This is a genomic window from Burkholderia sp. AU30198 (genome assembly GCF_020419825.1).
Classification (GTDB): Bacteria; Pseudomonadota; Gammaproteobacteria; order Burkholderiales; family Burkholderiaceae; genus Burkholderia.
Genome location: NZ_JAIZSA010000005.1, coordinates 153935 through 169239 on the forward strand (window position 1 = coordinate 153935; position 15305 = coordinate 169239).

At 69.7% G+C, this 15305-nt stretch carries 11 protein-coding genes; 7 read left to right on the forward strand and 4 right to left on the reverse strand.

Annotation, left to right across the window (positions count from 1 at the left end):
• Positions 1 to 233: 233 nt before the first annotated feature.
• The 6 genes from LGN19_RS13840 to LGN19_RS13865 all read left to right on the forward strand — a co-directional run bounded on the left by LGN19_RS13840 (position 234) and on the right by LGN19_RS13865 (position 7038).
• Positions 234 to 1286 (forward strand): ABC transporter substrate-binding protein, encoded by a 1053-nt coding sequence (locus LGN19_RS13840; RefSeq protein ID WP_175220382.1) that lies wholly within the window; start codon positions 234 to 236, stop codon positions 1284 to 1286.
• Positions 1283 to 1468, forward strand: coding sequence for a hypothetical protein (locus LGN19_RS13845; protein ID WP_226215248.1), 186 nt, complete (start codon positions 1283 to 1285; stop codon positions 1466 to 1468). Before LGN19_RS13840 ends, LGN19_RS13845 begins: the two co-directional genes overlap by 4 nt.
• Before the next feature lie 67 nt (positions 1469 to 1535).
• A complete protein-coding gene (locus tag LGN19_RS13850; protein WP_226215249.1) occupies positions 1536 to 3149 on the forward strand; it encodes an ABC transporter substrate-binding protein in 1614 nt (537 codons plus the stop codon).
• Between the two features lie 53 nt (positions 3150 to 3202).
• A complete protein-coding gene (locus tag LGN19_RS13855) occupies positions 3203 to 4216 on the forward strand; it encodes an ABC transporter permease (protein WP_226215250.1) in 1014 nt (337 codons plus the stop codon).
• A complete protein-coding gene (locus tag LGN19_RS13860; protein WP_226215251.1) occupies positions 4213 to 5169 on the forward strand; it encodes an ABC transporter permease in 957 nt (318 codons plus the stop codon). The genes LGN19_RS13855 and LGN19_RS13860 overlap by 4 nt, the downstream gene beginning before the upstream one ends.
• Positions 5170 to 7038 carry an ABC transporter ATP-binding protein gene (locus LGN19_RS13865; RefSeq protein ID WP_226215253.1) on the forward strand — a complete coding sequence of 623 codons (1869 nt, stop codon included), beginning with the start codon at positions 5170 to 5172 and terminating at the stop codon, positions 7036 to 7038.
• A gap of 64 nt (positions 7039 to 7102) precedes the next feature.
• Here the strand turns inward: LGN19_RS13865 and LGN19_RS13870 are convergent, their stop codons facing one another.
• From LGN19_RS13870 to LGN19_RS13885, 4 genes are read right to left on the reverse strand one after another with little or no spacing between them, the layout of a single operon-like run.
• Positions 7103 to 8329, reverse strand: a complete 1227-nt coding sequence (locus tag LGN19_RS13870) for an MFS transporter (protein WP_226215255.1) — start codon at positions 8327 to 8329, stop codon at positions 7103 to 7105.
• A 29-nt stretch (positions 8330 to 8358) separates the two neighbouring features.
• Positions 8359 to 9768, reverse strand: coding sequence for an aldehyde dehydrogenase family protein (locus tag LGN19_RS13875; protein WP_174962706.1), 1410 nt, complete (start codon positions 9766 to 9768; stop codon positions 8359 to 8361).
• Between the two features lie 11 nt (positions 9769 to 9779).
• Positions 9780 to 11381 (reverse strand): GMC family oxidoreductase, encoded by a 1602-nt coding sequence (locus tag LGN19_RS13880; protein ID WP_226215257.1) that lies wholly within the window; start codon positions 11379 to 11381, stop codon positions 9780 to 9782.
• Positions 11382 to 11407: 26 nt separating this feature from the next.
• Entirely contained in the window at positions 11408 to 13702 is a 2295-nt protein-coding gene (locus LGN19_RS13885) for a TonB-dependent receptor family protein (RefSeq protein WP_226215259.1), read from the reverse strand.
• Between the two features lie 464 nt (positions 13703 to 14166).
• Between LGN19_RS13885 and LGN19_RS13890 the strand changes: the two genes are divergently transcribed.
• A complete protein-coding gene (locus tag LGN19_RS13890) occupies positions 14167 to 15285 on the forward strand; it encodes an LLM class flavin-dependent oxidoreductase (RefSeq protein WP_226215261.1) in 1119 nt (372 codons plus the stop codon).
• The last annotated feature ends 20 nt before the right edge of the window (positions 15286 to 15305 follow it).

The window sequence follows — 15305 nt, forward strand, 5'->3', positions numbered from 1 at the left end:
GTGAGCATCATGCCCGGATGTCCAGGCAAAGGCCGATGATCATCCGCATCCCCGTACGGTAAACGATGCAGGCGACTCGACTCTGCATGGCACGTTTTCTGCTTATGACCGACGTACGTTATCGGCCGCTCTTGGCGTTCTGATGTGGCGGCCTTCGAGGAACGCATGTACGGCACGTGTCAGCTGCACCCTTGCAGCACGCATGTGGTCAACCCTGTCTGGAAAACGCATACATGAACACACCGCTCGATACGTTGTGGTACACCCGTTGTCCTGTGCCGACCGGGCTCGGCATTGCCATGCAGCGCGGCTGGCTGGAGGCGAGCTTCGCGGCTCGGCACACCGTCGTCAAGTCGTTGCGCGAGTCGGACGATCAGGCGGTGCGCGAATCGCATTTCGATCACACACTGCGCAACTCGGTGCGCCATGGCGGCAGCATCCCGGCGATCTGGGCGCGCGCGGCCGGACGCGACACGCGCGTGATCGGGCTGTCGTGGGCGGACGAGACGCAACTGATCCTGACGCGTCCGGACACGCGGATCCGCACGGTGCGCGATCTCGTCGGCCGGCGCTTTGGCCTGCCGAACTGGCGAAACGTGCAGATCGATTTCACGCGCGCGCAGGCGCTGCGCGGCATCGACAACGCACTGAGCACCGAGGGCCGCTCCGCGGCCGATGTCGAGCGGATCGACTTCGACATCGGCGGCACCTACAGCGATGCGCCGGGCCGCACCGGACAGGGGCCGCTCGAATTCGGCGGCGTGCCGCGCGCGCAGCATCCTGAACTGCTCGGACTGTTGCGCGGCGACGTCGACGCGATCTTCCTGAAGGGCGCGCACGCGGCACAGCTCGCGAGCCAGCTCGGGCTGGTCACGGTGATCGACATCGGCGCGCATCCGGAGCCGCTGCTGCGGGTCAACAACGGCACGCCGCGCACGTTGAGCGTCGACGCGCATCTGCTCGACCGCCACTTCGACGCGGCGACGCAGATCGTCGAACAGGTGCTGCTCGCCGAGCAGTGGGCGCATGCGCATCCGGACGACACGCGCCGCTTTCTCGCGTGGGAAACCAACAGCAGCGAACACTGGGTGCGCGTCGCATATGGCGACGACGCGCATCTGCGGCTGCGCACCGGCTTCGATCCGATCGCGGTGCGCGCGCTGACGGAATTCAGCGCGTTCCTGCATCGCTGGGGCTTCATCGCACAGCCGGTCGACGTGCCGGCGTGGCTCGACGCGCACGCGTTCGATGCCGCGCGCGAACGCGTGGCGGCGCGGGCCGCGTGACGAACGAATACGCGGCGCACGGTTGCGACGCGTTCATCTTGTCCGGCTTCCCGCTGATCGAGGAGACGCATCGCGTCGCGCATCCGTTGTTCCCGCTGCTCGATCTCGATCATGGCTTCGATGTGCGGGCGCTGGCCCCGTCGCCACACGGGGCGGCCGACGTGGCGCCGCAGCCCGGATGACGTACGCATTCGATTTCGACCCGTCGTGCGCGCCGCGCACGCCCGGGATTTCGCTACAGGACGACTCATGACCGAACGTTTTTCCCGCCGCGCCTTCCTCGGCGGTTCCGCTGCCTTCGGCGGCAGCCTGCTGCTTGGCGGCACATTGCTCGCCGGCTGCGATTCGCGCCGGCACGACGCCGCGCAGGCCGCGAGCGCCGACGCGCCACGCACGCCGCAACGCGGCGGCCTGCTGCGGCTCGGCATTCTGGACGGCAACCTGGCCGGCAACCTCGATGCGCACAAGCCGGTCGGCGGTGGCGTCGTGCGCGGCTTCGCGCTCTACAGCAAGCTGTGGGAATGGGACGCGAACCTGACGCCGACGCTCGCGCTCGCCGAGGAAGCCGAAGTCAACGCGGACGCGACCGCATGGACGATCCGCCTGAAGCCCGGCCTCGAGTTTCATCACGGCAAGACGATTTCGGCCGACGACGTGATCTTCTCGATCCGGCGCCTGACCGATCCGCAGCTCGCGTCGCCATTCGCGGGCCTCGTCGCGGCGGTGGATCGCGACCGGCTCGAGAAGCTCGACGCGCGCACGGTGCGCGTCCGCTTTCGCGCGGGGCGCAGCTTCCTGTCGCTGCCCGAGACCTGGGTGAACTTTGGCGGCATCGTGCCGACCGACTACCATCCGGTGACGAACCCGGTCGGCGCGGGCCCGTATCGCTACAAGGCGTTCGAACCGGGCCGCCGCTCGCTGTTCACGCGTTTCGAAAACTACTTCAAGCCGGGCCGGCCGTACGCGGACGAACTGGAGATCGTCAGTTTCCAGGACGAGACCGCGCGGATCGCGGCGCTCGAAGCCGGGCAGATCGATCTCGCGAACCAGATTGCGCCGGAGCAGGCCGTGCGCCTGCGCGCGAACCGCCGCGTGCAGGTGCTGGTATCGCAGACGACAGGCTGGCAGTCGTTCGACATGAACACGAGCCGCGCGCCGTTCGACGACGTGCGCGTGCGCCAGGCGTTCCGGCTGCTCGCCGATCGCGACGAACTCGTGCGGCGCGCGCTGAACGGGCAGGGGCGTGTCGCGAACGACCTGTACGGCCTCGACGATCCGACGTTCAATCACGGCATCGCGCCGCGTCCGCACGACGTCGCGCAGGCGCGCCGGTTGCTGAAGGCGGCCGGGCGCGAGAACCTGTCGGTGGAGCTCGTCACGGGACCGTCGACGCTCGGCGGCAACCCGGTCGGCGCGTCGCTGGTGTTCGCCGAACAGGCGAAGCAGGCGGGTGTCGACGTGCGCGTGAAGCAGCTCGACGCGGCGACGTTCTACGGCCCGCAGCGCGACGACTGGCTGTTCAGCAACGGCGGCGGCTTCGGCGGCAATTTCCTGCCGTCGGGGCTGAGCGCGGACGCGCCCGCGTCGGTGTCGAACAAGACGCACTTCCGCAACGCGCGCTTCGGCGAGCTGTTCGAGGCCGCGATGGCGCAGCCCGACGTCGACAAGCGCCGGCCGCTCGTGCACGAAGCGCAGCAGATCCAGTACGACGAAGGTGGGCTGCTGATCTGGGCATACACGAACTATCAGGACGCGGTCGCGGCGCGCGTCGGCGGCGCGACCGCGGAGAAGACGCTGTTCACCACGTGGCGCTTCGATTCGCTGTGGCTCGACGGCGCCGGGCCGTCGTCGGGGGCCGCGTGACGGCGGCGCGGCCGTCGCGTCGACGGGCCGGCGCGGCGCGAGCGTGGCCATGGGTGCGCTGGCTCGCGCGGCGCGCCGCGTACGGCGCGCTGATCGTGCTGGCCGTCACCGCGATCGTGTTCGTCGCGACGCAGGCGCTGCCGTCCGATCCCGCGCGCGCGGTGCTCGGGCCTGACGCGCCAGAATCGTCGGTGCGCACGTTGCGCGCGCAGCTCGGGCTCGACCGGCCGCTTGCGGACCAGTACCTGTCGTGGCTCGCAGCCGCCACGCACGGCCGTTTCGGCGTGTCGCTCGATTCTGGCGTGCCGGTCGCGCGCCTGGTCGGCGAGCGGCTCGGCAATTCGCTGCTGCTGCTCGCGCTGACCGCGCTCGTCGTGATTCCGTTCGCACTCGTCGCGGGCACGGCGCTCGCGGTCAAGCGCGACTCGCTCGCCGATCGCGTTGCGTTGCCCGCGCTGGTGCTGGTCAAGGCGACGCCGGAGTTCGCGATCGGCATCGTCCTCGTGATGCTGTTCGCGACGACCGTATTCCAGTGGCTGCCGGCCGTGTCGCTGCTCGATCCGGCGCATGCGCGGCTCGCGCAGCTCGACTACCTCGTGCTGCCGGTGGCGACGCTCGCGATCGCGAGCGCGCCGTATCTCGTCAGGCTCGTGCGCGGCGCGACGATCGACGCGCTCGATTCCGACTATGTGGCCGCCGCACGACTGCGCGGCATTCCCGAGCGGCGGATTCTGTGGCGGCATGCGCTGCCGAACGCGCTGCTGCCGATGATTCACGGCGTCGCGCTGACGTTCAGCGTGCTCGCGGGCGGCTCGCTCGTCGTCGAGGTCGTGTTCACGTATCCGGGCCTCGGCACCGCGCTGAACGCGGCGATCAACGTGCGCGACGTGCCGGTGATCCAGGCGCTCGTGCTGCTGATCGCGACCGCGGTCGTCGCGATCAATCTCGTCGCCGATCTGCTCGCGGTACGGCTGACGCCGAGGCGGCGCACCGCGGTGACCGATCGTCATGCGCGCAGCGTGCCGCGGTTCCCATCCGAACGAACGACTGAAGGACGCTCACGATGACTCGACATTCCTCGCTGCTGGCCGGACTGGCCTCGATCGAGCCGCTCGTCGATCCAGACGTGATGCACGCGGACGTGCCGCGTGCCGGCAGTGCGTGCGCTGCCCAGGCGCCGGATCCGGCGCACCCGGTACGGCCCGCACGCGGACGGCCGCTCGACGCGCAAATCCGCACCGGCGCGTGGCTGACGCTCGCGGTCGTGCTGCTCGCGTTCGCCGGCCCGTTCGTCGCGCCGCATGCGCCGACGGCGCTGCCCGGCACGATCTACGGCGAGCCGGCGCGCGGCGCGTGGCTCGGCTACGACTACCTGGGCCACGACGTGCTATCGCGCGTGCTGGCCGGTGGCCGCACGCTGATCGCGATGACACTCGCGACCAGCGTGCTCGCGCTCGTGCTCGGCACCGTCGCCGGCGTGATCGCCGGTTACCGGCGCGGCGCGGCCGAACATGCGGCGTCCGCGTTCGCGGATGCGCTGCTCGCGTTTCCGAGCCTGATCCTCACGCTGCTCGTCGTGTCGATGCTCGGCCGCGCGCCGTGGCTGATCACGCTGACGGTCGCGCTCGCGCTGCTGCCCGGCGTGCTGCGGCTCGCGCGCAGCCTGACGGCGGCCGCGACCGACGAGCCGTACGTCGAGGTCGCGCGGATGCTCGGCTATTCGACGCCGCGCATTCTCGCGATCGAGATCCTGCCGAACATCGCGGCGCCGCTGCTCGTGCATTTCGGCAACATGCTGACGTGGGCGATCTCGCTGATCGCGGCGCTCGGCTTTCTTGGCTACGGCGTCGCGCCGCCGGCCGCGGACTGGGGGCTGATGATCAACGAAAACCGCGCCGGCCTGCAGGTGCAGCCGTGGGCCGTGCTCGCACCGATGGCGATGATCGTGCTGTTCGCGATCGGCACGAACCTGCTTGCGGAAGGGTGGGCGCGCGCGCTGGCACGCGACACGGAGGTTTGAATGGCGCACCGTCCTGAAGCGCAGTGCGATGAAGCGGCGAACCACGAGGCAGCGAACCACGAAGCGTCGAACGACACGCGCGCGCCAGACACAAACGATGCCGATACGCGCGTTGTAGCGCCGCGCCTGCGCGTCGAAGGCCTGCGCGTGGCGCTGGCCGACGGCACGCCGATCGTCGACGACATCGATCTGTCGGTCGCGGCCGGCGAGGTGCTCGGCATCGTCGGCGAGTCGGGCTCGGGCAAGTCGACGATCGGCGTTGCGCTGCTCGGCCATGCACGACGCGGCGCGCGGATCGCGGCCGGCCGAGTGCGGATCGACGGCACGGACGCGAGCGGCGCAGGCGCGCACATCGCGTACGTGCCGCAGGATCCGTCCACCGCGTTGAATCCCGTACACCGGATCGGCGTGCCGTTGCGCGAGATGCTCGACGTGCATGCGACGCGCTTCGACGCGCACGCGCGCCGTGCGCGACTGGCCGACGTGCTCGCGGAAGCGGGCCTGCCCGGCGACGACGCGTTTCTCGAGCGCTTTCCGCACCAACTGTCGGGCGGGCAGCAGCAGCGCGTGCTGCTGGCGCTCGCGTTCATCGCGCGGCCGCGCGTGATCGTGCTCGACGAGCCGACGACCGCGCTCGACGTGACGACGCAGCGGCACGTGCTTGCCACCGTGCGTGCGCTGTGCAGCCGGCATGGTGTCGCGGGCGTCTATATTTCGCACGATCTCGCGGCGCTTGCCGTGGTCGCCGATCGGGTCGCGGTGCTGGTGGCCGGGCGCATCGTCGAACACGGGCCGCTCGCACGCGTGCTTGCAGCGCCCGCGCATCCGTACAGCCGCGCATTGCTCGCGGCCGTGCCGGACGTGCGCGCACGCGTGCCGCTCGTCGCGCCGGCGGATGGCGCGGCGAGCGCCGGTTTGCGCGAGCGTCCGACCGGCTGCGCGTTTGCGCCGCGCTGTGCGTCGCGCGTCGCGGCTTGCGTGGACGCGTTTCCGGTGGAGACGACGCTAGCGCCAGGACACCGCGTCCGGTGCGTGCAGCCGCAAACGATACCGCTTGCCGGTCGTCGTGTGCCGACCGATGCCGCCGCGCGGCCGGCCGGCGCGGACGATCCCGCGCCATTGCTTGCCGCGCGACGCATCGACGTCGTTCGCGGCGCGCGCCGGATCCTGCATGGCGTGTCGCTCGATCTGCCGGCAGGCGCATGTGTCGCGCTGGTCGGTGAATCCGGTTCGGGAAAGACGACGTTCGCACGCGTGTTGGCCGGCTTGACGCCCGATGCGGATGGCGCGCTCGCCTATCGCGGCGCGCCGTTGCCGTTCGATACCGCACGACGAACGGCTGCCGCGCGGCGCGAGATCCAGTACATCTTCCAGAATCCGGCGCGCGCGCTCAATCCGCGTCATACGGTCGGCGAGATCCTGCGCACGGCGGCGCGCCATGCGTTCGGCGAATCGGCCGCGCACGCGGATGCCCGCGCGCGGGCGGCGCTCGAACGCGTCGCGCTGCGCGCCGATGCGCTCGCACAATTGCCGCGCGTGCTGTCCGGCGGCGAACGACAGCGCGTCGCGATCGCGCGTGCACTGATCGCCGAGCCACGCGTGCTCGTGTGCGACGAAATCACGTCGGCGCTCGACGTGTCGGTGCAGGCGGCCGTGCTGACGCTGCTGAAGCGGCTGCAGCGCGACGGTCTCGCGATCCTGTTCGTCACGCACGATCTCGGCGTCGTGCGCGCGATCGCCGATCGCGTCGCGGTGCTGCGCGACGGCCGCATCGTCGAGGCGGGTGACGCGGCCGACGTGCTCGATGCGCCCGCGACGTCCTATACGCGCACGCTGCTGGACGATACGCCGTCGCTGGCGGCGACGTGAAGGGCGTGGCGCGAATCCGGCGGCGCCGACGAGTCGCACGGCGCGCCGGACGATCGCGTCACGGTTATCCGCGTCGCACCTGCACGTCCACGGCCGGCTCGCCGGCGGTTCGGGCGCGCCGCGACGGCAAGCCCAGCGGTAACAGCACGAGCGGCAGCAGCGCGGCGACGGTCAGCAACGCGAACAGCGGCAGTCTCGACGGCAACGCGAACAGCGGGAACAGCGCGACCGGACCGATGAACATCGACAGGTACAGGCATTGTTCGGCCACGCCGCCAGCGCCCGTCACGTCGCCGCCGACCGACATGCTCGGAATCCGCGTGAATACCCACGCCATGACGAAGCTGCCGAAAAAGCCCTGACCGATTTTCGCGGCGATCGCGACCGGCGCGCCGACACCCGGCACGAACACGAGGATTTCCAGCGCGAGCCCGACGGCGGCTGCGCCGAGCACTGCGATCGGCCCGGCGACGGGGCGTGTCAGCACGTAGCCGGCCAGGATGCCGGCCGCGACGCTCGACAGGATACCGACGGTCGAGATCAGCCCGATCGCCGCGGGCGACACGCCGAGCGATGTGACGAAATACGCGGGCTCGATGATCACGAGCCCGAGCGCGACCGTCAGCGGCGCACCCACCGCGAACGCGAGCCGGCAGATCGACGGATTCGCATAGATCGCGAGCACCTGCGACAGCCGGCGCCGTTCGGCCGGCCGCGCGCCGCCGGTGTCGGGCAGCAGCGGGGTGGCCGCGAGCAGCGCCAGCAGCACGATCGCGTGGCCGCTGAATGCGACGCGCCATGCACCGCCGACGAGCGGCGACACCGCGAAGATCGCGAGCGCGCCGCCGAGCGGCGACGCGACCGACCAGAATGCGAGTGCGGTCGTGCGTTGCCGGCCGGCGGTCAGGTGAATCAGCAGCGCGAGCGCGGCGAGCACGACGCTGATGTAGCCGACGCCCTCGACGACGCGCAGCGCGACGAGCGTCGAAAAGTCGTTCGCGCGGCTTTCCGCGAAACTGCAGAGCGCCGCGACGACGAGCCCGAACGCAATCGCGCGCCGCTCGCCGATCTCGGCAACGGCCCAGTTGACGAACGGCGAGCCGATGGCTGCGACCACCGCGACGGCCGACACGACCCAGCTCGCGTGCGCGGGGCTGACGTGATACGCGTGCGCGATATCGGTGACGAGGACGATCGTCTTGCCGTGGCATGCGGCGATCAGCACCGCGAACGTCAGCACGAGCGCGACGGACCATCCGTTGCCGCGCGCCGGTTGGGATTGATGTGACATCGTTGTTCTCCGGAAAGGGTGTCGCGCGCTCATCCGCGCGCGACGTTGACGACCTGCAGTTCGCTGAACTGGTCGTAGCCGCGCGCGCCGCCTTCGTATCCGAGGCCGCTCCACTTGTGGCCGCCCTTCGGGGCGCCCGGCAGGATTTCGCCATGCTGATTGACCCACACGAGGCCCGCTTCGAGCCGCCGTGCGACCGCGAGCGCGCGGTCGACGGAGCGCGACCACACCGACGCGCCGAGCCCGTAGCGGCTCGCGTTCGCGGCCGCGATCGCGTCTTCCGGATCGTGGAATGGAATCAGCGGCAGCACGGGGCCGAACTGCTCTTCGTCGACGAGCGCATCGCCGCTGCCGACGTGCGTGACGAGTGTCGGCGGATAGAAGAAGCCCGCGCGTTCGAGCGGTACGCCGCCGGTGTGGATACGGGCGCCGCGCGCCCGCGCGTGGTCGACGAGCGCCTGCACGCGGTCGAACTGCTCGCGCGTCGTCAACGGCCCGAGTTCGCTCGCCGGTTCGAGCCCGGGCCCGACAACGGTGCGTTGCGCGCGCGCGACGAGCGCGGCCAGCAGCGGTTCGAATACGCGCTCGTGCACGTACAGCCGCTTGATCGCGAAACAGACCTGGCCGCTGTTCCAGAATGCGCCCCAGAAGAGCGGCTCGGCGATCGCTTGCGGATCCGCGTCGTCGAGCACGATCGCCGCGTCGTTGCCGCCGAGTTCGAGCGTGAGCCGTTTCACGTCGTCCGCGCCGGACGCATACAGCCGCTTGCCGGTGGCGACGCTGCCGGTGAAGGTGACGAGCCGGACTTGCGGATGCGCCGCCAACCGGGCGCCGGTCGAGCCAGGCCCGGCGATCACGTTCAGCACGCCGGGCGGGAAGGCGGGACCTAGAATCGACGCGACGCGCAACGTCGACAGCGGCGTGTGTTCCGACGGTTTCGCGACAACCGTGTTGCCCGCGTGCAACGCGGGCGCGACCTTCAGAAGCAGCAGCACGACCGGCACGTTCCACGGCGCGATGGCTGCGACCACGCCGAGCGGCCGCCGCTCGACGCGCGCAAAGCGGGTGTCGTCGTCGCGCAGCGATTGCGGCGGCGGCGCGTCGAATGCCGCATGATGTTCGAGCACCGCGATAGCGCCCGCCACTTCCGCGTGCGCGAAGCGCAGCGGCCGGCCCTGCTCGCGCGTGATGAGCGTGGCGACCTCGTCCGCATGTTCGCGCAGCGCGGCGGCCGCCGTACGCAATGCGTCGCGCCGTGCGGCGGGATCGGCGGCCCAGGCGGGAAACGCGCGTCGCGCGGCGTCGACGGCCGAGTCGAGTTGTGCGTCGCTGGCGCGCGCCGCGTAGCCGACGACGGCTTCGGTCGCGGGATCGATGACGGGATCGGACGCGTCGCCCGCTTGCGCGACGCCGTCGATCCAGAGTGGATGAATTGACATGGAAACCTCCTTCAACGTTGCGCCTTGATCGCGTCCGCGATCTTCTCGGCGAGCATCAGAACCGGCAGATTGGTGTTCGCGGTCGGTACGGTCGGCATCACCGATGCGTCCACGACGCGCAGCCCGCGCACGCCGTACACGCGGCCGGATGCGTCGACGACGGCATGCCGATCGTCGGCTGCACCGATCCGGCAGGTGCCGCTCGCATGCCAGACGCCGGACACGTTTTCGCGCAGATAGCGTTCGAGCGCCGCGTCGTCCGCGAGCAGCGCGTCGAGCGGCGGGCCGCCGAGCGCCGGCTCCGCGAAGCGCGATGCGACTGGCCGCAGTTCGTGGCGGGCGAGTGCGGGATGCGCGAACAGTCGCGCGACCGTTTGCAGTGCGACGCGCAGCCGTGCAATGTCGCGCCGGTCGCCGAGCAGCCCGAAATCGATCCGCGGCGAGCCGGCCGGATCGGCCGGGTCGAGGTGCAACGCGCCGCGCGAGTTCGGCTTGTTGATCCAGAACACCGAGCTGACGAGCCCGAGCGCCGGATTGGCGCCGACATGCAGGAACAGGTCCGATGGCGTCGCCGGATCGACGCCCGATGACAGCCGCACGCCGATCTGATGCGGCGGTGCGCCGGGCGCACTGGCCGCGTCGGCAGCCGCGCTGCCCGGCAGCGGCGCGGCGACCGCGAGCGACGCGTGATCCCACAGGTTCTGTCCAACGCCCGGTCGATCCGCGACGACCGGAATCTGCAGCGCTTGCAGTTGCGCCGCGGGCCCGATGCCCGCGCGCAACAGCAGCGCCGGCGATTGCAGCGCGCCGGCAGCGACGATGACCTCGGAGGCATGCACCGTCTGCGTGATGTCGCCGCGCCGCACCTCGACGCCATATACCGTCGCGCCGTCGACGAGCAGCCGTGTCGCGTGCGCGCCGGTCCACAGCGTCAGGTTCGCTCGCGCGCGCGTCGACGCGTCCAGATACGCATGTGCCGCCGACACGCGCCGGCCGTTGCGCGCGGTGAACGCGGGCGAGAAGTAGCCGTCGACGTCGGTGCCGTTCTGGTCGTCGAGATGGTTCAGGCCGTCCGCTTCGAGCGCGTGCGCGACGGCGTTCGTGAAAGCGGTCCAGTGGCGCCGGTCGACGCGGTCGATCGGGATCGGACCGTCGCGGCCATGTCGCACCGGATCGGAGACGCCGAACTGCAGGTCGTGTTCGAGCTTGCGGAAATACGGCAGCACGTGCGTCCAGTCCCAGCCTTGCGCGCCGAGCGCGGCCCACTCGTCGTAGTCGCGCGGCAGCCCGCGATTGGCGACCGTCATGTTTACGCTCGATCCACCGCCGAGAATCCGTCCCTGCTCGTAACGCTCGCGTGGTCGCACGAAACCGGGCAGATCGTCGACGCGCGATACGGTCAGCCCGGGCCAGAAGTAGCGATCGCCCGCGAAGCGCGGCAGCCACGGTTCGAGACCGGTCGCGATGTCGGGCGGCGTGTCGTGTTCCGGCGTGTCGATGCCGGCCTCGATCAGCAGCACGCGCACGCGCGGGTCGGCCGACAGCCGGTGCGCGAGCACGCAGCCCGCGGTGCCGCCGCCGACGATGGCATGGTCGAAGAGGGGAGTCGTCATGTCGAATTCCTTTGCGGCGACGGCGCCTAGAAGTTGAGTGCGAGATTGGCGAACACGTTGACGGGCTGCGCGAGCCAGTACGTCGGCGCTGCATAGAACGCCGAGCCCTGCGCGGCCGATACCGTGCCCGAGTTGACGCTCGACAGGTAATGCCGGTTGAACAGGTTGTTGACGTTCAGGCTGAGCACCGCGTTCTTGATGAACACACCCGGCGGCTTGAAGCGGTAGCCGAGGTTCAGGTCGACGACGGTCGCGCTGCCGATTCGCTCGGTGTTCGCGAGATCGCCGAAATAACTGCCCGTGTAGCGCGCGACGACGTTGGCGTAGAAATGGCTGTCGTCGTAGCCGACGCCGAGCGATGCGACATTGCGCGGCGTGTTGTACAACTGGCGGCCGCGCGTATTCGCGGTCAATCCGTTCGCGCTGTAGTCGTCGTCCTGCGTCGCGCGCACATAGGTCCACGAGCCGAAATAGTTGAAGTGGTGCGGCAGCCGGCCCGCGAACGACAGCTCGGCGCCTTCGGTCGTCACGCTGCCTGCATTGAAATACGACGTCACGCCGGTCACGGGCGAATACGACACCTGCCGGTTGCGGAACCGGTCGTAGAACAGCGCGGTGTTGACGAGCAGGTCGGCCGTCGAGAAGCGCCAGCCGATCTCGTGGTTCAGCGTCGTTTCCGCGGTCTGCGGGCTCGTCGCGGTCGACGAGAACACCGACGACACGGCCGGCGTGCGAATATTCGATGCGACACTCGCGTAGAGCTGGTTGCGTGCGTCGAGCTGGTACGACAGGCTCGCGGACGGCAGCACGCGGTTGTAGTGCGCGGCATTGCCGGACGCATTGCCGCTCAGCAGCCCCGCGACGTTGGTGCCCTGCAGCAGCGTGTGCTGGTAGGCGACGCCGGCCGTCAGCAGCCAGTTCGGCGAGAAGTTCCAGGTGTCCTGCAGCCAGACCTTCTGCGTCGAGATCCGGTCCTGCTGATTCGTGAAATACAGCGGCCGCCCGTCGACGCCGGCGACGATGCCGCCGCCGTTGGTGCTGACGGGCGCGCCGTCGGCGCCGATCGCGACGGCCGGCTGCTGGTTGTTCGCGTGCGTGTAGTCGAACCAGCTGCCGAGCTGCAGGCTGTTGGTGTCGGACACCGTGAAATCGAGCCGCGTCGTGGTGCCCAGCCGGTACTGCGACGGGAAGATTTCGAGTGCGACCGGGCGTGACCCCGACGTCGCGCCGCCGCTGACGGCCGGGCTGAGCAGCGCGTTCGGCAGCAGCACCGCGGCGACCGATGCGGCGCCGTCGGCGACGCGCACGTAGTAGGGATCGACACGCAGCCGGACCGAGTCGCCGAGGTTGAACAGGCCATTCAGCGCGTAGGTCTGGATGCTGAAGTCGGCGCGTTGCAGTTTCGCGCTCGCGCCGCCGCCGGGCAGCCCCGCGCCGGCGCCGTATGCGGGGCCGGCTGTCGGAAACGCGACGTCGGGATAACCTGTGCCGTACGGTTGCGCGTTGAATTGCGCGAGCGTCGGGTTCAGGTAGTTGTTCGTCTTCATGTCGAACAACGAGAAGATGCCGTTGATGCGGTTGCCGTTGCCCCACCGATACTGCAGATTGCCTTCGAAGCGTGTCGCGCGCTGTTCGCCTGCGCCGTCGGTCCACAGATTGCCTTCGGTGTGCGACGCGGACAGCCATCCCGAGAAGCCGTTGTACTCGCCGGAATTCGCGCGGAAATAGGTGCGGCGCAGGCTATCGCTGCCGAACCCCTGCTTGAACAGGAAGTCGCGCTCCGGCGTCGGCGCGACCGTGCGGATCTCAACGCTGCCGCCACTCGCGGTGAGCGTCGGCGCATCGATCGCGGCGGATCCGTACAGCACGCTGACCGAGCCGTAGTTCTCCGGATCGCCCATGAAATCCGCGTGTGGCGTCAGATAGAGCGGATCGTTGACGGGCACGCCGTCGCGCGTGAAGCCGATCTGGTCCTTGCTGAAGCCGCGGATGCTGAAGTTGCCTTCGGCGATGCCTGACGCGTCGCCGCCGCCGAAATGCACGCCCGGCACGTAGGCGAGCGCTCCCGTGACGGCCGACGACAGGCCGACGAACTTGTCCAGTTGCTCCTTCGTCAGCGTCGCACGCGATCCGGATTTCGTTTCCTTCTTCGTGTCGGCGACCTGCGCCTGGCGATCCGCGCGAACGGTCACGGTGTCGAGGCTGGTCTCCTTGCCGGCCGGCACGTCGCCGGCCGCGATGGCGGCCGGCGCGGCGGACGTCGCGGCCAGCCCGATCAACAGGCAAGGTGCAATCGCCTTGCCGCCAAAACTGATGGTCATACGTATGGTTTCCGGAAGTTCGGAGGACACGTGCGGTCCTTCTGGTCCTTGTCGAGAGTGACGCGCAGCGGCGACGTACCGGCGTGGCAGTGCGCATCAGCTGCAGCACATCGATCAGCAAGAGCCGTACCAGTGCGTGCCCCGCCGGCTGCTGAACGTCAACCGACGCCGTGGCGCCCGCGACCGGGCGTCCCGCCGCACGCGCATGCGTTTCATGCAAGCGGAGTAACGGTGTAATGCCGTCGCGCGTCATGCCGGAAAAACTGTTGCTGACACAACAATCCGGAGCGCGGGCTGGCTGATTTTCAGCAATCGTGTGGTTTGCATACGGAACCGTCGCACACGCGGTGCCCGGAAACGCATGCCGAGCAGGGCGGGCCGGCACGTTCGGTGTGGTGGCACGGTCATTGCGTGACCGGAAGCGGTCCATACGTGACATTTGCCACTGCAATGCAAGGAGCATCATGACGACGGAATTTTTCTGGCGGCTGCCGCTCGGCAGCGACGGTCCCGATTTCGCGATCGACAAGAACACGCGCAACGCGCCGGTGTGGCGACCCGGCAGCATCGCGCCCGGGCGCCTGCCCGACGGATCGCCGGACGGCTTCACGTACCTCGACTACATCGCACAGGTTGCGAAGGCCGCGGAACTGGCGGGCTTCGAGGGCGCGCTGCTGCCTACCGGCCCGGAGCCGTGGATCGCGGCGGCGGCGATCGCACGCGAGACGCGCCGGATCCGGCTGCTGGTCGCGTTCCAGGCGACGTGGACGCTGCCCGCTTATGCGGCGCAGCAGGCCGCGACGCTGCAACTGCTGTCACGCGACCGGCTCGAATGGAACATCATCACGGGCGGCGTGCCCGCGCATCAGCGCGCGCACGGCGACTTTCTCGAACACGACCTGCGCTATCGGCGCACGGGCGAATTTCTCGACGTGATCGACGGGTTGTGGCGCAACGAGCGCTTTTCATACGAAGGCAGGATCTACCGGCTCGAGGACGGAGCGTTGCCGCCGCCGCTGCGCACCGCGCGACGGCCGGCGGTGTATTTCTCAGGGTTTTCCGACGCGGCGCTCGAGGTTGCCGCTCGACATGCGGATGTCTACCTGAACTGGGCCGAGCCGGTCGACCGACTGCGCCCGCACTTGCAACGCGTGCGCGAGCGGGCCGCCGAGCACGGACGCACGCCGCGCTTCGGCATCCGTGTCGACGTGCTCGCGCGCGAGACCGAGGACGCCGCGTGGGCCGAAGCGCGCCGGCAGTATGAGCGTATCGACGCCGATACCGCGCGCGCGATGCAGCGGATTTCCGCGGGCTCGGATTCGGTCGGCGCCGCACGCCAGACCGCGTATCACGCGGACGCATCGCGTTTCGACGACCTGATCGCGGGCCCGAACCTGTGGGCGGGCTTCGGCAAGGCGCGACCCGGCCCCGCGATCGGCCTCGTCGGCAGCTACGAGAACGTCGCAGAGCGGCTCGCCGAATTCCGCGATGCCGGGATTTCGACCTTCATTCTCGCCGGCAATCCGCATCTCGAAGAGGCGTTGCGCGTCGGTCAGGAAGTGTTGCCGCGTCTGGCGCGTTGATCGACACGAAACGCGCTGCG